Here is a 22,405-nt window from a genome sequence, read left to right as displayed (position 1 = left end):
GCAACAGCCAGGCGTTTTGGGTACTTTGGGGCTATGCCAAAGTACCGAGCTTCCGCGGCAAATGAGCGGGCTGTGGTTAGTAGGTGACCACTATACTAAGTCACAAAACGCATAAATTGAAATTACTTAGCATGTAGGTTGTCGAATTTCGTCTGCATAATTAAATAACACTGCACTCAATCTACTACCTCATTGTTGTAGTTATGCGTATACCTTAATATTTCAACATCACTCATTAGCTTCACTACTCATTCTTAATGGCCTTTACCGGGTTAGCCAAGGCAGCTTTAACCGATTGCCAGCTGATAGCTGTTAAGGCAATAAATAACGCAATGGCAGCCGTGGCCACAAAGATGCCCGGACTGATGGATACCCGGTAGGCAAAATCATTGAGCCAACGGCTCATCACCAGTACGCAAAGGGGTACGGCTATCACGATGGCGATAACTACCAGGCGCATAAAATCCTGCGCAATGAGTACCACAATATTGGCTACCGAAGCGCCTAATACTTTGCGGATGCCGATTTCTTTGGTACGCTGCTGCGCGGTAAACGTGGCCAGGCCAAACAAACCCAGGCAGGCAATAAATATGGCCAGGAACGAGAACAGCGAAAACAGGTAACCGAAATGTTGTTCAGACTGGTATTGCTGGTTAAACTGCTCGTCTAAAAAGTAATATAAAAACGGGCGTTGCGGTGCTACCGCTTTCCATGTTTTTTCGATGGCGGCCAGCGTGGCGGCTACCTTGTTGCCTTTTACCGATACAATGATACGGTTAAGGTCGGGCGGCATACCATAGCGCAAAGCCAGCGGTTCAACTTTAGTATGCAGCGAGCGGAAGTGGAAATCTTTAACCACACCTATAATAATACCCTGCCGGCCCCATTGGGCAAACTTTTTACCTACGGCATCAGCCGGGTTGCGGTAGCCGTACAGCCGGGCGGTGGCTTCGTTAATGAGCAGGGACTGGGTACTATCGGTGGTAAAAGCGCGCGAGTAATTGCGGCCGGCTGCCATAGGGATTTGCAGGGTAGGAATAAAGTCAAAATCAATCTCGTAAATAAGCGGGTCTTTATTAATCATGGCACCGTTAGCGGTCTCGATATTAGTGCCCGCGTTGGGTAAAAATTCGCCGGGCACAGCACGCGATGCTGCTACCGATCCCACGCCGGGCTGGTTGGCAATGGCGTGCTTAATGGCGTCGATGTTTTGCGACACCTGCCGGTCGCCCTCAAAATTAATGACCAGCATTTGGTCTTTCTTAAAACCCAGGTCGTGGTTGTTAAGGTAGCGCAGTTCGGCATAAACAATGATGGTGCCGGCAATGAGCGTTACCGAAAGCGTAAACTGGAAAACCACCAGCGCCTTGCGCAGCGACATACTGCCGCGCGATGGCCGCACCGTACCCTTTAACACCGCCACTGGCCTGAAGCGCGATAAAAACCAGGCGGGGTAGGTGCCTGCCAGTAAACCGGTCACAACAATTAATGCGGCTACCCACCAGGCAAATTGCCCGCCAAATAAACTGTCTGGTGCAAAGGCCTTGCCTGATAGCCGGCTCACCAACGGCAAAGCCAGTTTGGTAAACGCCATAGCCGCCACACCGGCCACCAGCGCAATAATGAACGACTCGAGCAAAAACTGCCTGCGCAGGGCCGCCGGCGTTACGCCCAGCACCTTGCGCACACCCACCTCTTTAGCCCTTTCGAGCGATCGGGCGGTGGATAGGTTCATGAAATTGACACAGGCAATCAGCAGTATAATAACACCAATGCACAAAAACAGGTAGATGTTGAGCATGCTGCCCACCGGGCCGGGCTGCCGTTGCGCCTTAGAGTGCAGGTAGGCATCATTTAAAGGCTCAAAAGCAATGGTATAACCAGGGTCTTCGGGGTTACGGCGTTTCAAAAACGCAGCGGCACCGGCTTGCACAGGTTCGATGCGGGCATTCTTTTTTAATAGCACGTAGGTATAAAAATCTACATAACCCCATGACGGAAAAGCAAAGGCCTGCCATTTGCGGGCCGTAGCCATCGATATTAAACCGTTAAAGGTAACCTGTGAGTTAGAGGGCACGTTTTGCACCACGCCGGTCACCATCAGGTTTTCGCTGTTGTTAGCGTGCAGGGTTTGGCCTACCGGGTTGACGTTGCCAAAAAGTTTATGCGCGGTTTCTTCAGTCAGTACAATACTATACGGGGCGGTAAGCGCGGTGCGGGCATCGCCCTGTAACAGCTTCCAGCTAAATACCTTAAAAACGGTCGAGTCGGCACAAATCAGGTTATCCTGCTGAATGCGCTTGTCGCCGGTTTGCAGCAGCAGGCTCAGGGGGCTCATCATCTGTGCTACGGTTTCCACCTCCGGAAAGTCGGCCTGCAGGGCAGGGCCAACCGGCGCACAACCCCAAACCTGATAATCTTGCGGGGCAGGGGTGATGGGTTTCTGGCCTTTTTCAACGCTGCGGTAAGTTTGCAGTACCCGGTAAATACGCTCGTGGTTGGCGTGGTAGCGGTCAAACGATAGCTCATGTTTAATGTATAGCGCAATCAACAGGCAGCAGGCCATACCAATGGCTAAGCCAGTAATATTAATAAAGCTGTAAAACTTGCGTTTAAGCAGGTTGCGGCTGGCTATGCGTAAAAAGTGTTTAAACATGAGGCATCAATTTTAAAGGTAATAGCTTTAAATATAATGCCATGTGTTAAGGTGTTGATTTACAATGCAGTGTAGTGTAATAACTGTACGATACCGGACGGTGTTATGGTGCGCTTGCGGACAGGAGGGGGTCGAGAATAGAGTATAGAGCTAAGAACCAGGAGCCAAGAACGAAGAACCAAGAGCCAAGAACCAGGAGCCAAGATTTTGAAGTCAAGAGTATAGAATTAAGAATACAGAAAGCAGAGCTACATTCCTAATTTTACCGCGAGTATCACCATATTTCGCTATCGCTCAACATGACAGGAGGGGCCATTATATACTCATTCACAACTCACTCATTCCCTTATTGGCTCGACCGACTCACCGACTTACAAAAATTCTCTGGTAAAATATTTTGCTTCCAGCGGCCAATTCTTAAATGTTTCTAATAAGTGTTCTGCACTTTAGTAAAATCTCAATTAATACGGAGACAGTTACTGTCTGTGTATTAATTAGCTTGAATGATAATATAGTATATCATAACAGTATAAAGTCTGCTTAAAACAGATAAGCTATTAGCCACAAACACACTTAACTAATCAAATTCGTCTGTTATTTTCGAAGTTTAGTATTCGAACGGGCTTTATACTCAAAAATATACTATATTATCACTTTTTTTGAACTGCAGCCTCTCTTTAGCGTTAAGCTCAACCAGGGCAAAGTCAATTTAAACAATTAATAAATTTACTATTTGCTTTTTGGTACGAACAGACGCCGCTCAAGCATTGCTTACCATTAACCTAATGCTTAAGCTTACCCAAATCATAATTTTATCGTGTTATAAGTAGGCCTGTAACTGTATGCATAGCCACGCTTTTAAACTTGCGGGGTAGGAGCAGTTACTGATTAAGTGCGCTTAACCAGTCATCATCCTAAAACTCAAAGAAGCTGCATACGAGAAAAAATGACTTACCTACATCACTGGCTTGCCTAACTTAAAACTTTTGCGCAAACTCCTGGGCAAACTGTTGTAGTTTGATGCTGCCGGTAACGGGTGCATGGGTGCTGCGGAAGTGGCCGGGAATGATGCCGGTGCGAAAACCGCGGCCCATCTCGGTATATAGCTCAGCCATTTCGGTTGGTAATCCTGCTGATTGCATCCCTTGCATGGCTTGCTCATCGGTAAATTCAACAAAAGGTAATTGTGGCTCACCAATGGCCTGGCCCAGTGCAGCGGCAATTTCATTCCCGGTTTTTACATCGCTGATGATGTAGCGTACCTCGGTGCCATGGCCTGGCTTTTGTAACTCTTCGGCAGCGGCCGCGGCAATGTCTTGCGGGTGTACCAGCGGCATAGCGGCATCGGCCGGGTAATTACTGCCCATGATGTGCATGTTTTTGATCATCGGTGCATCATTAAACAGGTTGTAATAAAAAAAGCCTGCCCGCAAAAAGGTAATATTTACGCCGGTAAGCTGTTGCCTGAAAATTTCTTCAATTTGATGTACGCCTCTGATTGGGCCGGTGCCCTGGGGCTGGTCGGCACCTATACTGCTGAGCATCACAACGCTTTTAACACCCGCTGCTATAATGGCCTGGGCATAAGCCCGCCCGGCGTTTACGGTGTTGGCAATAATGTTGGCGCCGCCCATGTTAGGTGGCGTCATGGTATAAACGGCATCGGCACCGGTAAATGCATGGGTTAAAAATGCAGCATCACTCACCGAACCTACGGCGGCTTGCGCACCCAGTGCCTCAATGGCCGGCTGGCGGTCGGCAGTGCTGGTAATTACGGTAACGGTATGCCCTGCGCTTATTAACTGTTGGGCTAAAGGTTTGCTGATGTTGCCTAACGAACCGGCGATGGTAATTTTCATAGTTTGTTTTTTTTATGTTGAAACAAAGGTATATTTGTACTTACTTTTATACAAGTACTTACCCTAAAGTAAGCATGCATGACAGCCATTAAAGAAGCATCAACCATACAAGAAAATAAACGCATAGCCCTGCAGCAATGCCCTGTAACCTTTGTAATGGAGCGTATTGGTAATTACTGGAAGCCTATAATTTTATACCATTTAATAGTAGGCCCCAAACGTTACGGCGAACTTAAGCGCGCAGTGCCCGCCATTACCGAAAAGGTGCTGATACAACAACTTAAGCAGTTGGAAGCCGACGGCATCATCATCCGCGAGAGCAAACCCGTAGTGCCGCCTTTTGTAGTTTACAGCCTTAGCAATAGCGGTCGTGGTTTGCTGCCCGTTATTGATGCTATGGCCCATTGGGCTACCGGGGTAATGGAAGCCAATGAATGAATGAGTGATTGATTGAGCGAATTCTTGATGTGCGGATGAAAGCCAATGAGTGAATTGTAAATGATTGATTAAAAGCTCGTTTAGTAGCCTGTGGTTGGTGTTATCACCACACCACCTGCGGACAGGTTTTTCTTGCCAGCTGCTTAGCATGGCTGATGGTTCGTGATAACACAAACCATAGGCTAAAAATAGCTCCTGGCTCGTGATTCTTGGCTCTTGGTTCTTTCCTTATGCGCAGCCAGTGGTTGGTGCTATTACCAAACTACGCACAGACAGATTTTGCTACTCCTCAATCAGCTACTCTAAAACCTGCGCCAGAGCAAGAAATAGATCCGTTATGAAAGCTAACGTTAATATATAACATCATCTCCGCTTTTTTGGTACGTTAACGAGTCGACCCTTACCACCTGAAACTGATTTTGAAAGATGGAAAAGGCCATATTGAGATAGTTTTTCTTTTCTAAATTACAAGTGAAAGTAGTGTCCTTGTCGTTAACCATCAGCGTTATTAAAGCCTTGTTTTTATAGGTAAATATGGCAGGCAATCTCCGTTCGCTAAATTTGTTATCGGTTATAGTTTTGCTGTAAACCGTGTTGCCGTCTAATTTGATAGCGATATAACTATCTGGTTTATATACGCCATATACGCATATATTTAATTCGTTCCCGGCTTTGTTTTTACAAGTAGCCAAGGTAAACAAAATTAAAGCGAAACTTAACTTGCAAACTTTAAACCGGAACATTACGGGGGCTATATTTGGTGTTATGGCGTTGGGTTTAACTTTGATAAAAATAAGTAATTAAGACGCATCAGCAAATTTTTGGTGGCGCGTGGAGGTATGGGCCGCCCCTCGACTGGCGTGGGTATGTCGGGCGAGGCAGAGCAAGGGCTACTCTTGCCTATGTGGTTGGGTCACGAGTAGCCACTGAAATTTAAACCTGTGGTTGGTGCTATCACCACACCGCCCGCGGGCAGGTTTTTCTTACCCGCTTCATCCGCTAAAAGAATCAAGGTATAGTTATTTATTAAACACCATACACTCGCAATTACGCGGTAGTGGGTATTCACCCATTCAAAAATCACGCCTTAGTTTTCATCTGCACATTTGCACACCCGCACATCTGCACATGAAAAATCACTTACACTCTCTCCACTTTAGCACCCTCAACACTCTTACTAATAGTTTCAAAAACATCGCTCACGGTGGTGGTACTATGATGCTGCTGCATCAGGAATTTAAACTGTTTGCGGCGCCCGCTAATTTGCGACAGGTTTTTAAGGAAGGAGGTATAGCTTTCGAGCATCCAAAATTTGCCGGTGATGATTTTGGGCAGCAGGTCGATGAGGGTGATTTGTAAAAACCATAGTGCCAATGCGGCCCGGCCCAGGTGCAGGGCGTGCAGGTAGTAGCGGTTACGAAAGTATACCATTTTTACCCAGCGGGCAGTTTTGTAGTTTTTGGTACTGGCCGATACCTCGTGTCCGCAAACCGATTGGTGCTCGTAATAACATTTCCAATTAAGGCGCCAGGCCCGCAGGCTCAATTCAAAATCTTCGGCATAAAAAGGCGAAAACGTTTCGTTAAAGCCGCCCATGGCCTTTAGTTTTTGGGCATCAACCAAGGCGTTAGCTCCCGATAGGTACAGCGTAAGGGCGGGCTGCTGGTCGGTACGGTAATAAAAGTAGGCGGTTTTTAGTTTAAAGCCGTTAAACTTAGGCATGCGGGCAGCATCCTGTATGCGCGGGCCATCTATGTCGGTAATGCGCCCCATCACGCCAAAGGTATCTTCGCGGTCAAAATACCTCCATTGCTGGTCAAAATAATCGGGCGATAGTTTGATGTCCGAGTTGAGGAGCAGAATTAGATCCATGCGGGCAGCCTGTATGCCCTGGTTGCAGGTGTACGAAAATCCGCCGTTTTGGGCGTTTACCAGCACGTTAATATCGGGATACTGGCTGCGCAGGTAGGCTACCGAATCATCTTTAGAGCAATCATCTACCACAATAACTTCGTAAACCGCACCGCTGTTTTTTACGGCATGCAAGGTATACGGCAAATACTGTTCTAACAGCTGCCGGCCGTTGTAGTTAGGAATAATGATACTGACCGATTTTTTAAGCATGAGTGATATTCAAATACGCACTAAACGTTTTAAGATATATGCCGCTGCTTCAGGCATTGTAAAGTTGTTTAACCAACGATTCCAGGTGTTGCTGAAAATAAAAATCATACGCGTTGGGTCCTTCGGGCACTACATTGGCAATTTTGGCGTACACCTCCAGCACCCGCGGCACCTTCAGCGCCTCGGCTACCGAAAACGGAAACGACTGGTTGCCGATGAAAAGTTTACAGCCTGCAATTAACTGTGCCATGTGCAAAAAGTCGCTTACCTCCACCCAACGCAGGGTGGGAATGGCTTTTTTCATATCCTCATACTCCGATTTTACGCCGATGAATACGAGGTTAGGGTAGCGGCTCAAAAAAGCGTAGCTGATGGCCGAATTACGGTAACGTTCGCTCCGGGCCAGTACTATGGTGTTAGCATAAGCCGCATCTGGCTTAACAGTGAGCCATGGCTGCCACAACTGGGGCGTAATGCCGGTAAAATAACTGTACCAGCGCGCAATATTACCACTGCCCAGCGATATGGTTTTAGACCGTACAATGTCAAAATTGAGGTGTATTTTTTCGCTTTGGTAAACCTGGCAACTGTTAACGTAAGGCTGTGCAGCAATGAGCGGCGCAAGCAACGAAACTGTTTTTTCGTTAAGCATCACCGCACCCATAGAGTGTGATGCATGGCCCGAGAGCACAATGGGCTGGTTGGTTCGTAAATAAACGTTAATAGGTGCACCTGTGAGTTGGTGCAGCTGCTTGATGGTAGGCAGCGCGTAAATAACATCGCCGGCGTTACCGCTGTGCATCACATTAATGCAGCCATCCTGCCGGGCCGCGGCTATAATTTTATCGGGCGTATCTAAAAGGTTGGCACCGGTAAAAAAGTTGGTGAGCTGTTCGTTTTTATAGTTCTCCAACTCCCACTTGTACATTTTGTATTGGGGCTTGTTGGTCAGTTTTAACCAAAGCTTACTAACGGTATTTCTCTTTTTAAACATAGCTCACGTAAAAGGGCTTTGGTTACACGCAACCGTTTATCGGCCAGCTTATAGCGCCAATTGCACGGCGCATTGTGCTAAGCGTGCCGGCCTGGTTGCGCCGTTAAAAATACAAATTTAAACGGTTTGGTGAATTTGGGGCGTTTCTCTTACAAAGCCTCTAAAAACTTCAGGTATTCGGGCACACTTTGCTCGGCCCATTCTGCAGTGGCGTTGTACTCCATACCGTACCAGGCAAAGGGCGGGTGGTATTTGGCTTTAACATAGTCAAAGCTCAGCTCAAAAGGGCGCAGCAGTTCATCAAGTGTATACTGATATTTACCGCCGGAGCTGTAATCGGGCTCGTCGCTGCCCAGTGATACGGCCAGCGCAATGGTTTTGCCCGCCATTTTAAAGCCGCTTTTGCTGCCATAGGCCCAGCCGTGGGTAAGTACCTCGTCCAGCCATTGCTTAAACAGGGGCGGGCAGTTAAACCAGTAAAACGGAAACTGGAACACAATTTTATCGTGCTGCTCCATCAGTCGCTGCTCGGTAGCTACATTGATGCGGCCATCGGGGTAAGCCTCATACAAATCATGCACCATAAAGCGGTCGGGGTGCTGGTTCAGTGCCTCCTTCCACGTTTTGTTGATGACAGAGTTAGGCATATCCGGATGGATCACAATTACAAGCGTTTTCATAAACAGGTACCTTCAAAAAAATACGGGCACAAATGTAAGCTGTATTTGCTCAATTTGCAGTAAAAATTCACCTAATTCGTTCAATAGATTGACTGTTAACCAGCTATCATTGGCTTAATGTAAGTCACCGGTCGGCGTTCCTTTAATTTTTTAAATAAATTGGCGGGTTTAAATTTATATTCTACCTTAACCGCTTAAGCTCATTAACCAAGGAGCAGGGTGAAACAGGGTGGCACATAACGCTGTTATAACGGTATCTGTTAGCCAGAACTAATACAACTTTAAATGGCAATTAATCTGCAAAAAGGCCAGCGCATTAACATTGGTCTGCAAAAAATAAGTGTGGGTTTGGGATGGAACCCTAACGAGGGCACCGGTTACGATTTTGACCTGGATGCCTCGGCCATCATGATAGACCAGAACCGGCTTATTCCGGCCGAAGAGTTTTTTATCTTTTACGGCAATACCGACTCGCCCGACGGCGCCCTGCACCACTCGGGCGACGACCCTACAGGCGGCAATAGCGCCCACGGCGATGATGAGATCATCTCGGTCGACCTGTCGCTGGTTGACCCGCGCATCAGCGAGATCCTGTTTGTGGTAACCATTCACGATGCCCTGGTACGCAAGCAAAACTACGGGCAGGTGCGCGACTCGTACATCCGTATTGTGGACGACTCGACCGGCGCTGAAATTGCCAAGTACGAACTGGGCGAAGATTTTTCGATTGAGACGGGCATTGAGTTTGGCCGCTTGTACAAGCGCGATGGCAGCTGGAAGTTCGAAGCTTCGGGCATTGGCTACCGCGAAGACCTGGCCTTCTTTTTAGCCAAGTATTTTAAAGGTCAAATCATTAAATAACAGCATCATGGCTATCAATTTAATTAAGGGCCAAACCATCGACCTGCGTAAAAACGACCAGGGCGAAGAGTTTGACCTCAGCACCGTTACCCTCGGTTTAGGCTGGGACGTGCGGCAAAAAAATACCGGCTTTTTAGGCAAGCTTTTTGGCGGCGGCCAGGAAGAAGAGTACGACCTGGATGCCATTGCCTTTTTGCTGGATGCCAACGGCAGGGTGGCCAACCTGGGCCGCAAGGCGCAGGCACCCAACGGGCGCGAGGTAAACCTTTACGGCGGCGATATTATCTTTTTTAATTCGATGCAGCACCCCTCGGGCCACATCTGGCTCACGGGCGATAACCGCACCGGTGCCGGCGATGGTGACGATGAGCAAATTATCGTGAAACTAAACGCACTGGGGCAGCAGTACCAGCGCATTTTGTTTTTGGTAAGCATTTACCAGGGGCGGCACAATAACCAGAACTTTGGCATGGTTGACAACGCGTTTATACGTGCGGTTGATGCCCGTGGTAAAGAGATTGCAAGGTACAGCCTGTCGGGCGATGCTACCTGTAACAGCATGTGCTCCATGACGTTTGCCGAGCTGTACCGCAAGGATGGCTCATGGAAATTCAGGGCCATTGGCGAACCGCACCCAACGGATAACTTTACCGAACTATTGAAGAAGTATATGTAATTGAGGCGTTAGTAAAGCATGCGCAGGTTACCGGTTTATTTTTTGTTAGACACCTCGGGGTCGATGTATGGCGAGCCCATCGAGGCGCTCAACAATGCCCTGCGCGGTATGCTCAGCGTGCTGCGCACAGATCCGCAAACGCTCGAAACGCTTTGGCTCAGCATCATTACCTTTAACCGCGAGGTAACCGAACTGGTGCCGCTTACCGAACTGGCCGACTTCCAGTTGCCCGAAATTGTTTGTCCGCAAAGTGGCCCCACCCACACTGGGCACGCTTTAGAGATGCTGTACAACAAGGTAAAGGCTGATTTCCGCACCGGATCGGCCACGCAAAAAGGCGACTGGCGGCCGCTGCTGTTTTTAATCACCGATGGCAAACCGTCTGACGTATCGCTGTACCGCAGCATGATCCCTCAAATAAAATCGCTCAACTTTGCAGCCATTGTAGGGTGTGCCGCCGGTTACCTCAGTAACGATGCCATGCTGCTCGAACTTACCGACACGGTAGTGCACCTCGAAACGGCCGACAGCAGCACGCTTAAACAGTTTTTCAGGTGGGTATCAGACACTATTGAGCATGGCAACAAAAGTACGGGCACCAGCGGCAACGTAAACCTGCCGCCGCCACCCGGCGAAATTCATCTGGTCATATAAACTGGCTTCATAACGCCGGGTGATGTATGGTATCACCTATAAAATTTAATTAACAATAACACCCTAACCAAACCCACCCAATTTACCCCATGAGACGGCTCCCTGTATATTTTTTGATTGATGTGTCTGAATCGATGGTTGGCGAACCCATACACCAGGTAGATGAGGGTTTATCCGAAATTATAAAGGCTTTAAAAACCGATCCGCACGCCATCGAGACGGCCTGGATATCCATCATCGTTTTTGCCGGGCAGGCCAAAACGCTGGTGCCGTTGCAGGAAGTGATTAATTTTTATCCACCTAAATTTCCGGTGGGTAGCGGTACGTCGCTCAGCAAGGGTTTGGGTCACCTGATGTACGAGTTGCGCAAAAACACGGTTAAAAACACCTACGAGCGCAAAGGCGACTGGAAACCCATTGTATTTTTGTTTACCGATGGCGTGCCCACCGAAGATACCACCGCCGCCGTGCAGGAGTGGAAGCAAAACTGGCAGCGCGAGGTAAACCTGATAGCCGTATCATTTGGTGCCGACACCGATACCCGCCTGCTAAGCGAACTTACCGAAAACGTGCTGCTGTTTAAAAACGCCACGCCGGATGCCTACAAACAGTTTTTTAGGTGGGTGAGCGATTCTATCAAAACCAGCAGCATCGGCGTGGAGCAAAATGCGTCCGGCATCGACCTGAAAAAGATTGACCAGCAAACGCTGTCGAAAATTGACCTTACCAAAAGCACGGATAACACCCGGTATGTAGATAACAACTACGTGATATTACAGGGCAAATGCCAAAACACCAAACGGCCATACCTTATCAAATATCAAAAAAACATTATCCCGTCGGATTTGCCCGCCATGGACCTGAGCACGCTGACCTACCAGCTGGTGGGCACCTACCAGGTAGACCAAACGTACACCGAGCTGTCTGACCAAAAAAAACAGCAACTTACCGTAAACGCGGCTGGGTTGCTCGGCTTTCCGCACTGCCCGTGCTGCGGCAACACCTATGCCCTGGCCTTATGCTCGTGCAAGCAAATACACTGCACCGGCGACAATAACCCCACCAACACCTGCCCGCATTGCGGCGCCCAAAACACCTACGGCCCTGGTGGAAGTTTTGATGTGGGGCGTACGCAGGGGTAGGGGCAATGGAGAATGATTTGTGACAACACAAACCATAGGCTTATCGCTCAACTTTGCGGCACGAGGTATTTAACTAAAGCCAAGGTACAAGCCAGTTATATACCTGTATAGAAACCAAAAAGCACCAGACAGAAAAGAACGATGCTGAGCGGTTTCATCAAAACACACCTTTAGCTTACTTAGCCGTAAGCGAAAAAGGTGCGTTTTGATTGGTAATGCCCCGAGTAGTATTAGGCTTGCTTCCCATTTGGTAAACCAGCGTGCCGCCTGCCATGATATCGCTGTTTTTAATATAGTTGTTATTAAACGCTACGCCGTTTAATTTAGCCGATTGGATGTACACGTTGCTTTTGCTGTTGTTGTTAGCCACAATAATGAACTTTTTACCGTTCTCGAGTGTGATAGTTACTTTGTTAAACACCGGGCTGCTGATGTTTAACTGGTCGATACCCGGCGTAACAGGGTACAGGCCCATGGCGCTGATCACATACCAGGATGACATTGCGCCCTGATCCTCATCGCCCGGAAAACCTTTAGGGCCCGAGTTGTATAATTTGGACATCACGGCACGCGCACGGTACTGGGTTTTCCAGGGCTGCTTAAGATAATTGTAAATGTAGCTGATGTGGAAACATGGCTGGTTGCCGTGCGCATACTGCCCCATATTGGCTATTACCATCTCCGTCATTTCATGAATCTCGTGCCCGTACGAACCTACAATAAAATCATTTTTCGTAGTAAAAAAGGTATCGAGCTTGCCCTGCACCGTTTTTTCGCCGCCCATCATAGTAATCAGGCCGTTCAGATCATGAAAAACCGACCAGCTATATTGGTACGAGTTACCTTCGGTAAAGGCCCCGCCCCATTCGCGCGGGTTAAATTTTTCGGGCACCCAGGTACCATCACGTTTACGGCCGCGCATAAAGCCTACGGTTGGGTCATAAATGTTCTTATAATTGTACGTCTGCCTTTTGAAGATGTCTTCATAAAACTTGTTACCGGTCATTTTGGCCAGGTTATAGGCACAAAAATCATCATAGGCATATTCCAGGGTTTTGGCAGCGCTCTCGCCCACATCATTCACAGGCATATAGCCCAGTGTAAAGTAGTCTTTCCAGCCCTCGCGACCGCTCGATCCGCCCACGCCACGGTTGGTAGCCTCATTTAAGTAACCGGCCAGCGCGGCCTTCGGGTCAAAGTTGCGGATACCCTTGGCCCAGGCATCGGTTAATAGCGAAATAGCGTGGTTACCAATCATTACGCCCGACATGCCGGGGTTTGACCACGTAGGGAAAAAGCCAAACTGCTGCTGTGCATCAATTAAGCTTTGCATGTAGCGTCCTTGCATTTCGGGATGCAAAATATTATCTAATGGAAACTGGGTGCGGAAGGTGTCCCAGAAACCATTATCGGTATACATGTAGCCGTCGTGTATTTTATTATCATAAGGGCTGCGGTAGTAGGGTTTGCCGTTTTCATTGATATCATAAAACTTGCGCGAAAAAAGGTTGGAACGAAACAGGCACGAATAAAACGTTGCCTTTTCTTCTTCGGTACCGCCCTCCACCGCTACACGGCCCAGCAAATCATTCCAGGTTTTGCGGGCAGCGATGCGTGTTTGCTCAAAACCTTCTTTACCCTTAAATTCTGTTTTAAGGTTAAGTGCGGCCTGCTCGGGGCTGATGTATGACATAGATACTTTAGCCAGCACGGTTGCCCCCTTTTTAAATTGCAGGTAAGCGCCTACAGCATCACCGGCAATGGCACTTTGGCCCGCCGTAATGGTTTTACCTTTATTGGCCCAGGTACCATGGCTAACAAAGGGCTGGTTAAACTCAATTACAAAAAAGCCCTTAAACTCGCCCGGAAACCAGTAGCCATTTCTGGTCCAGCCAATAATCTTATGCTCTTGCGGTAAAACGGTGATATCGGCTTTGCCAGTGTAGCCGTCAAAAACCAGGTAGGCATCATCCTTGCCGGTAAATTTAAAGCGCATATAAGCGGCACGCTCCGCCGGCGTGATTTCGCCCGATATGCCATTATCAAAGTTTACGCTGTAATAATCCGGACCGGCATGTTCATTACTGTGTTTAAACGCGCTGGCGCGTTCGTCTTCGTTAACTACCAGTTTGCCTTCAACCGGCATCAGCGAAAATGTGGCGTAGTCACCCATCCAAGGGCTGCACTGGTGCACCTGCTGAAAACCGCGTATTTTTTTGGCTTGGTACTGGTATTTCCAGCCGTCGCCGTTTTTACCGGTTTGCACTGAGTAAAAATGCTCTCCGTAAGGCAAGGCTACCGTAGGGTATGTACTGCCATATGATAAATCGGCGGTAGAATAAGTACCCTGCAATGTGTTTACATATTTCACATAATCTTGCGCAGTGGCCTGCATGCCAGAGCATAACAACACCGCTGCCATAAGGCTTTTAAAACTACTTCCCATGTTTGTAAATGAAAAAACGAAGGTGATTGATGTCAAGATGTTTATAATGGTATAAGAAGAAACAAATTTAGCTAAACCGATTTACTTAAGCAAGCATAATCTTAGATCAAGAGACTTTTCAGTTGTTTATAGAATAAAAATCTATTGTTTATTGGCCTGTTTTGGTACGCGTTGAGATTTTACTGTAAAACCGCTCTCAATAAAAGTCAAAAAAATTGGGTTTGGATTTGCCACAGGAGACGGGGAATGATTGAAGGGAGATTGGGGGCGTTGAGCTGAAGGATTAGAGATACTTAGGAGATGTGAAGTTTTTTGCTACCGCAAGACTTTGGCTTGAAGTTTAAACTGCCCGTAACAACGCATGTTCACATACCAGTGGACCACAAGCCAGAGGCTTGCGGCAGCGATGAAAGGGGTGGTGCAATTGAAAGTTTGACGAATGATACTTGAAGGATGCTGAGTAATTTTAGGTTTTGATTGCCTTTGGACTGCGGCTTTACAAAATTTAAAAATTGAAGTCATGCCGAATTTATATCGGCATCCCATGTGCTAACTAAATCGCTGTTTCTGCAGTTTTGGACTTGAGTTGGTGGTTGTTAACTTGCCGTAGTCTGCTCTATTCCGGAGCGGCTACTTTTTTTGTCTTGAAACAAAAGAAGCAAAAGTTCAAGTCACCTCCCGCTTGCTTCTTTGCCGCACAAGGCCTTTACCCTGCAAAGCCGGACAGCACCACAGGCTGTTTATATTTTGCGCCATTGCCCACCTAGGCCCATGCTTCTGCAAAATCTAAAAGGCCATTGTCACCGCACATGGCTGGCTTGTGCTGCCCGGCTTTCGGCCGAAGCTGGGGAGGATGACAACCCCAACGCCCAAGCCCCCCGGCCCCCTAAAGGGGGAGTTTTTGAAGCGCTTGATGGAATGCCACGTTATAGAGAAAGTAAATTTTTGATTAGTATTTATTGCATTTAGGTCTGTGCAATATAATATCCCGTCCAGCTAATTAAAAACTCCCCCTTTAGGGGGCTGGGGGGCATGGTATGCTTGTAGGTAAACCACAAGCCATAGGCTTGCGGCAGCCGAAGAGCCTTTAATTCTGTAAATTCATCCATTCAGCAAATTCAGATTCAGATCATCAAACTTGCTAATTAAAAACTCCGCCTTTAGGGGGCAGGCGGGCTTACCAGCAATGCATCCATCGCAGTGCTTAACTGCTGCTCCAAGCCATCGCTGTAGCCAGGGATGCTTTTAACAATGACGCCTTGCTGGTTAATGAGGTAAAAGTTGGGCGTGCCTTTGGTTTGAAATTTCTTTTTCAGCCAGCTGCTGCCAAGGTAGATGGGAAATTTTATATTATTAGCGGCCACATACTTTTGGGCTTGTAACGGGGTTTCTTCGCTGTAAATGCAGGCAATGGCGGTATTGCGGTTGGCATACCTGGCAGCCAGCCGGTTCATCACCGGGTTGGCCAGGGCATTAGCTGCGCAGGTAGCCGAGCCAAACTGCAACAATACTACTTTGCCGGCAAAGTGGCCGGCAGGTATACTCATTCCGCTCAGTTGGCGTACAGCAACGGTTGGGGCCAGGGCGCCTTCGGGCAGCATAGCCTGTGTTTCGGTGTCAAAACCGGTGAGGTTAAAGGCAAATACAGATGGTGCAACGGCTCGGTTCAAAGCGTAATTACTATAATGCCTTTCGTTATAAATGTTAACCCGGCCAATTTCGTAGCCGCCTTTGGTAGCACTGCCGGCACCTTTTTCAAGGCAATAAACAGGGAGTAAAGTTTTCTGATTAAGGTAAAAATATTTGTAGGTATAGTTGTGCTGGTTATTAACAACGGTGTCGTAAGTATTTGCAAAAAAGCTGTAACAGCACGTGCCTGCAATCAGGGTATCTTTAAGGCGGCTGAGCTTACCGGGCTTTTTGTCAATAATGTAAGTAATCTCATTGAGGTATTGGGTAAGCGAATTGTTCACCATTTGTGGCTGGGCCGCCTTGCTGTAAACGCTGTCTTTCAATTCCATCGAAAATAATTTGCCGCCGGTAAGTACCTCGCGGTGGTAAGGCTGCCCCGTTTGGGTTAGCGATAACAGGTTTTGAGCCGTAACTTGGCCAGCTGCGTTTTGCACAATCGTTTCGTGTCTTTTAACAATAGTGGTATCCGTGCTCAGCATATTTTTATTCACCTGCAAAACGCTGAAAGTAATACTGCGATAGCTTCTGATCTTTTGGACAGATTTTCTAAACACATCAACCGGTTGTTGTTGGGCCCGGGCGGCAAAACCACAAACAAACTGAATAATAAAAAGGATAAGAAAACGGTTCATATCACTAAGCTAAGTATTTAAAAATCAAAACGTCACCCAGCGGGCTTGTAATAATGAGGTTACTTTAGTACACTGGTTAAATGTATAACTACATCAAAATACAGCGCCCATTCAAAGCTTTTGTACCTTTAGATGAAATGCAGCACCCACGCCTTTTAGTTTAGTCCAGCGGCCCTGGGCCGTTTTGCGATGATAGCTGGACGACAGCAACGCACCCGAAAAGAACAAGGCGCTGTTTTTGGCTGTGGCCATTCCGTCAATCCACTCGAGCGCCACACAGACATCGCCGTTAAGCAGCAGATGGTAAGGTTGCAGGTTAATAGTATAACTACCGGGCTTACTGCCGATGCGGGCGATGATGTTTTGCGTAAGCAGATTGGCATCAGGCAAACCGTTTTTGACACTGTAGATATTGAGCCGGAATGTGCAGCTATCCATCCGGTTGTAAGATATATGACAGTTGAACGATTGCAGTAAAACCTTCTGCTTACCCAGCGACAGGATAACACCGACCTCGCTACCGAGGTCGGTGAACGGGAAACCTACGCTAAAAAATTTCGAACGGCTGGTATTGCCCACCGTTTTGTACTGAGGCTGGCTGGCGCTTACGGTTACTGCCGGCAGTTCCTGAACATCTTTTAACAGTACGATGCTGCCTTTCTGCGTATTTATCGTCTGCAGCTTGCTAACCGGCAGCAGAACCGACTGGTAGCCAATGGCAGATACTCGTAATGTTTTATGTTTCAAACTATCGGGAAGGATGAACAAAAAGCCGCCATCAGCATTACTGATGGTACCTGCATCAGCATCCAACATACCAACGCTGGCGTAGGCGATGGGTTGATGGTTTTGGTCGGTGATTTTTCCGGCAAGCTGCAGGGTTACCGCGGCGCCGACAGTATTTTCGGGTTGTGCCAAAGCAACTTTGCTAATGGTTAGCCGTTGTAACTGCTGCTCAAATTGTTGTGGTTTGTCTTTCAGCAGTTGGTCTGCGTAATTTTGAGCCAGTTTAATTACCTGAGGATACATTTTAGATGATGCAATGCTTAGTACAGAGATGTGGCTAAAATCTTCGTGCGCGGCGTTGGCCAAACGGCTGTAATACTGGCGACTGGTTACCATTGGGGTGTACACGCTATCCGTTTTGCCGTCGCGTGCTTTATGGTCGCTTTCCAGGTAGGCGTAGGTACAGCCCGGCCGAAATGTTAAATTGCCTTTGGTCCGGCAATCGTTAAAATCCAGGTCTTCTTGCCGGTCGCGACCGTAATAATGCTTTTCAGACCCGTCTAACGACAAAAAACAGCGCACGCTTTGCAGCTGGTGAGTAAGCAATACTGCCGCCAGGCTGCCATAGCTGTAACCGATAATGCCGATGCGGCTGGTATCGGCCAGGGCCGTGTTAATGTGCCTCACGGCGAAGGCTGCATCCCTTGCTTGCTCAAGGGCATCCTCGTAACGGGTGCTCATGTTACCGGGGTAGCGCCCCACCGAACTTATGGACAACACGTAATATCCGGCCCGGGCCAGTTGCTCAAACAGGGCTACGTTTTCATAACTCATGCCATTGTAGGCACACAGGTAAACAATTACCGGAAATTTGCCCGCAGCAGGTTGGGCATTAAGCAGGCTCTGGGTGGGTAGTGCACCGGGTGTAGCGCCTGTGGTCATGGTAAACTGACCAAGCATCTCGGTAGCTATCGAGTCGTACCGGGTTTCGGTCTGATACTCATTGGCTCGCCGTTCAAACAGCGACAAAAAGTGCCGGTAATCCAGCCTGGCGTGGTCGGGCCCGATGGCCGGGTACCATACATCTACCTGTACCGGCCGGTAATAAAGCATGCTACTTGCCGTAGCCGATGCCTGGTAGCGCCTTGCACTGTCGGTATAATGCAGCTCGCGGTAACCTGCGGCGTAATCAGCGCGCTGTGCAAAACTGCTCCGGCAGTACAACCAGAGACAGGCAAGAGATACAAAAATCCGGCAATAGGTTTGCAGCATGGCCAAGGTGTAATGCGATAAGCAAGTTAATTCTTTAACAGTGCGTTGGTCCGTTAAATAATGTTAAATGTTTAGGCAGGCTAGGCCATGTAAATGTTTGTTTGGTGGAAATAAGTACGATTACTTAATTGGAGTGCGATTTAAATATCCTCACAAGTTGTAAAAAGCACGCATTTCACTATCTTTAAAACAACAACTCACCGTATCATTCCTCATCATGAAGAAGACCCTAAACCTAATACTCATTGTTGTCGTAACCGCAGCATTGGTTTATGTATTGGTCCGTTTTACAGGTATATATAAGGCCGGGTTTGCCATAGCGCTCAATTTTTTGCTGATGGGTGGTGCACTCATGTTTACCGAAACTATGCAAAGCGACATGCATTGGGGCTACTTTGACCTGCAGCCCTGGGAAAGCGGGGGCAAGGTTTATGAACGCTTGGGCATTCATTTATTTCGCAAACTATTGGTTTGGGTAGGTTGGGAAAAGTTAGGCAAAGCTACCAAGCCGGTAGGTAAAGGCGCCGAAACCTTGGCTAACCTGTATTACCGCACCAAGATAGACGAGTTAGGGCACCTGATTATACTGGTTATTGTATCGGCATTTACTATCGTGGTTGCCTTTCGCTTTGGGCTGGTTAAAGCCCTGCCGCTGCTTATATCTAATATTTTGCTTAACCTGTACCCGGTAATGTTGCAAAGGTTTAACCGGCCGCGCATAGTAAGGGCCATACAGCTAAGCCAGCGTAAGTTGAATGCGCAACTGATTTAATTAAACCGTTGCCTGAATTCGAGCGGCGATACCTCGGCCTTCTTTTTAAAAAGCTTATTGAACGATTGCGGGTACTCAAAGCCCAGCCGGTAGGCAATTTCGGCTACCGACAAGTTGGTGACCGACAGGTACTCTTTGGCCTTTTCCATCAGTTTTTCGTGGATGTGCTGCTGTGCGGTAAGGCCGGTGAGCGAGCGCAGCATGTCGCTCAGGTAATGCGGTGTAAGGTTAAGTTGTGCCGCCACACTTTCTACGGTTGGCAAACCGGCGTTTTGGGTTTCGGTCTGCTCAAAATGCTGGTTGAGCAACTGCTCCATCCGCGTCAGCAAATCATGATTAACCGCCTTACGCGTGATAAATTGCCGCTGGTAAAAACGGTTACTGTAATTAAGCAGCAAATCAATGTGCGATAATATGATATCTTGCGTATGGTGGTCAATGTGCTGGTACTCCTCGTCAATTTTCTCAAAAATTTCGAGCATGTATTGCTCTTCTTTTGCCGAAAGGTGCAGGGCCTCGTTTACCGTATACGCAAAAAATCCGTAGCTTTTTATTTTAGCGGCTAAGGGGTGGTTGTATAAAAAATCGGGATGTAACAGCAGTGCAAAGCCCGTGGCGTCAGCAAGCGTATCGGCAGACATATCGGGCAGCGACAGCACCTGTTTAGGTGCTACAAAGGTCATTAAGCCCTTGTCATAATCATAGTATTGCTGTCCGTAACGGCTTTTACCCTTTACATTGCGCTTTAGCGAAATGCAGTAAAATCCCATGGTAAAATGCTCCCAGCGGATGCTGTCGGTAAAGCGCATATCTGCAATGCGAACCACACTTACCAGGGGGTGCAGCGGCTCGGGTAACGATATGAGCCGGTGTTTTTCGGATATGGACAGAATGGTTTGCATTGCAGTATTTGCTTACAAATTTAACTTAAAATCTGTTTGGTAATCTCTTTTCTAAATTCTTCGTTACCCAGCTCATTGCGGCGGGCATACATGGCCTGGGCATCGTGGCCGGCTACGTAACGGATCTGGTCTTTACCATCGGTAGCGGCCTCATAAACCACTTCGGCAATTTGCTGCGGTGTAGACGCGGCCTGCATCATGGCATCCACCATGGCAAACAGCTTTTCTTCGAGGTGGGCATAAGCCGGGTGCAGCGCACTGTCGAGCGAGCGGCCTGCAAAATCGGTACTGATGCCACCCGGTGCCACCGTTTTGATACGGATGTTATGCATGCCCAGCTCAAACGACATCCCTTCCGACCATCCCTCAATACCAAACTTGGTTGCATGATAAATAGAGTGCAACGGAAAACCGATGATGCCACCGATAGAAGTGGTGCTGATAAACGTACCCGCCTGCCGCTCCCTAAAATGCGGAATAAATGCCTGCGTAACACGGATAACGCCTAACAAATTGGTGTTTACCTCCCTCAAAATCTGCTCGTCAGTGAGCGACTCAAGCGCACCCATCAGTCCGTAACCGGCGTTGTTAAATACCACATCAACCGGCTGCAGGCGGATAGCCTCGGCCACGGTAGTTTTTATTTGTGCGGTGTCGGTAACATCGAGCGGCAGCAAGGTCACGTTAGGCAACTGGTTAAGCTCAGTTTCGGCACCTGGGTTGCGCATGGTAGCGATGACGTTCCAGCCCTGCTGCTGAAATAATATAGCCGTAGCTTTACCCAAGCCTGCTGATGCTCCGGTAATAAAAATTGTTTTTTGCATAGTGTATTTATATAATGATGCAAAGATTGCCCAAACAGCTTATATAAATGTATCCGGATGGTGGGTAGTTGTATCCAGAAAAGGGGAAAAGCCCCCCAGCCCTCTAAAGGTGGAGATTTTGAATAGCTGTGTAATTTATCAAGCGGTTAAAATAGTTCGATACCTGTCAGCGGGCCACAAGCCAGGAGGCTTGCGGCAGCGGTGAGTCGCTGTACTATTCAAATTCTCCCCTTTAGGGGGTTGGGGGCAAAAAGCGCAGAGGCCCGCTGTTGCGCCCGGGCCAGCGCGGGACTGGTGCGGCGGTGAGGTGATCGCAACAGCTAGGCCTTTTTGTTTCTTTTGTGGCTATGACAAAAGAAATAGCCTCGCCGGCAATGAGGCGACGAAGTAAGTGTAATACCACTGCCTCAAATCAAAAATGCAAGATCCACTCGTTACTTAGCGCATGGGATGCCGAAATAAATTCGGCATGACTGGGCAGTAATAATGCCATACTTACACGTATCAAGATTTCTCGCTATCGCTCGAAATGACAAAATGGAGTTTTAATTGCTCATTCCCTCATTCAAATTTATTCATTAATCCCATCTGCACATCCGCATAATGATTCATGACCTCCACCAACTGCTTCACCAGTTAAATAACTTAAAATTTAGTTGTAAAACTGATTTGTCAGTTATATATTTGAAGGATGGAACAATTAACCAGGGCCGAGGAGCGGGTGATGCAGGTGTTGTGGCATATAAAGAAGGGGTTTGTAAAGGATATAATAGCACAGTTGGATGGAGAACCCAAGCCGCCGTATAATACCATATCGTCCATAGTGAGGCAGTTAGAAAAGAAAGGTTATGTGCAGTACAAAGCGTACGGCAAAACCTACGAATACTACCCGGCCATCAGCAAGGCAGCCTACCGAAAGCGGGCCTTTTTTAAGCTGTTTACCGATTATTTCGACGAGTCGGCTGGTAACCTGCTCTCATTTATGGTGCAGGAAAACAGTTTGTTGCCCGAGGAAGTCGAGGAAATTAAAAAAATCATCAATCAAAAATAAAGAC

At 47.8% G+C, this 22,405-nt stretch carries 18 protein-coding genes; 7 read left to right on the top strand and 11 right to left on the bottom strand.

Translation table 11 applies throughout. The features are described from left to right. Positions 1-244: 244 nt before the first annotated feature. Positions 245-2,656 (bottom strand): ABC transporter permease, encoded by a 2,412-nt coding sequence (locus tag AAGR14_RS13800; protein ID WP_342644807.1) that lies wholly within the window; start codon positions 2,654-2,656, stop codon positions 245-247. A gap of 977 nt (positions 2,657-3,633) precedes the next feature. Beyond that, complete coding sequence (locus AAGR14_RS13795) at positions 3,634-4,515, bottom strand: NmrA family NAD(P)-binding protein (protein WP_342644806.1); 882 nt, start codon at positions 4,513-4,515, stop codon at positions 3,634-3,636. A gap of 78 nt (positions 4,516-4,593) precedes the next feature. On the opposite strand from AAGR14_RS13795, the gene AAGR14_RS13790 reads away from it, so the two are divergent. After that, on the top strand, positions 4,594-4,953 hold the full coding sequence (locus AAGR14_RS13790; protein ID WP_342644805.1) for a helix-turn-helix domain-containing protein: 360 nt from the start codon (positions 4,594-4,596) through the stop codon (positions 4,951-4,953). A 350-nt stretch (positions 4,954-5,303) separates the two neighbouring features. On the opposite strand, the gene AAGR14_RS13785 is transcribed toward AAGR14_RS13790, so the two are convergent. The 4 genes from AAGR14_RS13785 to AAGR14_RS13770 all read right to left on the bottom strand — a co-directional run bounded on the left by AAGR14_RS13785 (position 5,304) and on the right by AAGR14_RS13770 (position 8,751). Further along, complete coding sequence (locus AAGR14_RS13785; RefSeq protein ID WP_342644804.1) at positions 5,304-5,645, bottom strand: hypothetical protein; 342 nt, start codon at positions 5,643-5,645, stop codon at positions 5,304-5,306. Between the two features lie 448 nt (positions 5,646-6,093). After that, positions 6,094-7,077: a glycosyltransferase gene (locus AAGR14_RS13780; RefSeq protein ID WP_342644803.1), complete on the bottom strand. Its 984-nt coding sequence runs from the start codon at positions 7,075-7,077 to the stop codon at positions 6,094-6,096. Between the two features lie 49 nt (positions 7,078-7,126). Next, positions 7,127-8,071 (bottom strand): hypothetical protein, encoded by a 945-nt coding sequence (locus AAGR14_RS13775; RefSeq protein WP_342644802.1) that lies wholly within the window; start codon positions 8,069-8,071, stop codon positions 7,127-7,129. Between the two features lie 149 nt (positions 8,072-8,220). After that, the gene (locus tag AAGR14_RS13770) at positions 8,221-8,751 is read right to left on the bottom strand and encodes an NAD(P)H-dependent oxidoreductase (RefSeq protein WP_342644801.1); all 531 of its coding nucleotides are present in this window, start codon (positions 8,749-8,751) and stop codon (positions 8,221-8,223) included. A gap of 285 nt (positions 8,752-9,036) precedes the next feature. On the opposite strand from AAGR14_RS13770, the gene AAGR14_RS13765 reads away from it, so the two are divergent. From AAGR14_RS13765 to AAGR14_RS13750, 4 genes are all read left to right on the top strand, one after another. Further along, on the top strand, positions 9,037-9,612 hold the full coding sequence (locus AAGR14_RS13765; protein WP_342644800.1) for a TerD family protein: 576 nt from the start codon (positions 9,037-9,039) through the stop codon (positions 9,610-9,612). A gap of 7 nt (positions 9,613-9,619) precedes the next feature. Next, positions 9,620-10,288 (top strand): TerD family protein, encoded by a 669-nt coding sequence (locus tag AAGR14_RS13760; protein WP_342644799.1) that lies wholly within the window; start codon positions 9,620-9,622, stop codon positions 10,286-10,288. An 18-nt stretch (positions 10,289-10,306) separates the two neighbouring features. After that, on the top strand, positions 10,307-10,942 hold the full coding sequence (locus tag AAGR14_RS13755) for a VWA domain-containing protein (RefSeq protein WP_342644798.1): 636 nt from the start codon (positions 10,307-10,309) through the stop codon (positions 10,940-10,942). 89 nt (positions 10,943-11,031) lie between these two features. Beyond that, on the top strand, positions 11,032-12,084 hold the full coding sequence (locus AAGR14_RS13750) for a TerY-C metal binding domain-containing protein (RefSeq protein ID WP_342644797.1): 1,053 nt from the start codon (positions 11,032-11,034) through the stop codon (positions 12,082-12,084). A 175-nt stretch (positions 12,085-12,259) separates the two neighbouring features. Here the strand turns inward: AAGR14_RS13750 and AAGR14_RS13745 are convergent, their stop codons facing one another. From AAGR14_RS13745 to AAGR14_RS13735, 3 genes are all read right to left on the bottom strand, one after another. Next, positions 12,260-14,530, bottom strand: a complete 2,271-nt coding sequence (locus tag AAGR14_RS13745; RefSeq protein ID WP_342644796.1) for a GH92 family glycosyl hydrolase — start codon at positions 14,528-14,530, stop codon at positions 12,260-12,262. A gap of 1,160 nt (positions 14,531-15,690) precedes the next feature. Beyond that, the gene (locus tag AAGR14_RS13740) at positions 15,691-16,854 is read right to left on the bottom strand and encodes a TlpA disulfide reductase family protein (RefSeq protein ID WP_342644795.1); all 1,164 of its coding nucleotides are present in this window, start codon (positions 16,852-16,854) and stop codon (positions 15,691-15,693) included. Positions 16,855-16,965: 111 nt separating this feature from the next. Next, positions 16,966-18,852 (bottom strand): carboxypeptidase-like regulatory domain-containing protein, encoded by a 1,887-nt coding sequence (locus AAGR14_RS13735; RefSeq protein ID WP_342644794.1) that lies wholly within the window; start codon positions 18,850-18,852, stop codon positions 16,966-16,968. Between the two features lie 217 nt (positions 18,853-19,069). Between AAGR14_RS13735 and AAGR14_RS13730 the strand changes: the two genes are divergently transcribed. Beyond that, the gene (locus AAGR14_RS13730; RefSeq protein WP_342644793.1) at positions 19,070-19,624 is read left to right on the top strand and encodes a hypothetical protein; all 555 of its coding nucleotides are present in this window, start codon (positions 19,070-19,072) and stop codon (positions 19,622-19,624) included. Here AAGR14_RS13730 and AAGR14_RS13725 read toward each other — a convergent pair. Both AAGR14_RS13725 and AAGR14_RS13720 read right to left on the bottom strand, forming a co-directional pair. Continuing rightward, the gene (locus AAGR14_RS13725) at positions 19,621-20,526 is read right to left on the bottom strand and encodes a helix-turn-helix transcriptional regulator (protein ID WP_342644792.1); all 906 of its coding nucleotides are present in this window, start codon (positions 20,524-20,526) and stop codon (positions 19,621-19,623) included. The genes AAGR14_RS13730 and AAGR14_RS13725 overlap by 4 nt on opposite strands. A 20-nt stretch (positions 20,527-20,546) precedes the next feature. Next, positions 20,547-21,350: an SDR family oxidoreductase gene (locus AAGR14_RS13720; RefSeq protein ID WP_342644791.1), complete on the bottom strand. Its 804-nt coding sequence runs from the start codon at positions 21,348-21,350 to the stop codon at positions 20,547-20,549. A gap of 691 nt (positions 21,351-22,041) precedes the next feature. On the opposite strand from AAGR14_RS13720, the gene AAGR14_RS13715 reads away from it, so the two are divergent. Further along, entirely contained in the window at positions 22,042-22,401 is a 360-nt protein-coding gene (locus tag AAGR14_RS13715) for a BlaI/MecI/CopY family transcriptional regulator (RefSeq protein ID WP_342644790.1), read from the top strand. Positions 22,402-22,405 lie beyond the last annotated feature (4 nt).

This window comes from Mucilaginibacter sp. CSA2-8R, from assembly GCF_038806765.1.
Classification (GTDB): domain Bacteria; phylum Bacteroidota; class Bacteroidia; order Sphingobacteriales; family Sphingobacteriaceae; genus Mucilaginibacter.
This window is presented reverse-complemented; position numbering and strand designations above follow the sequence as displayed.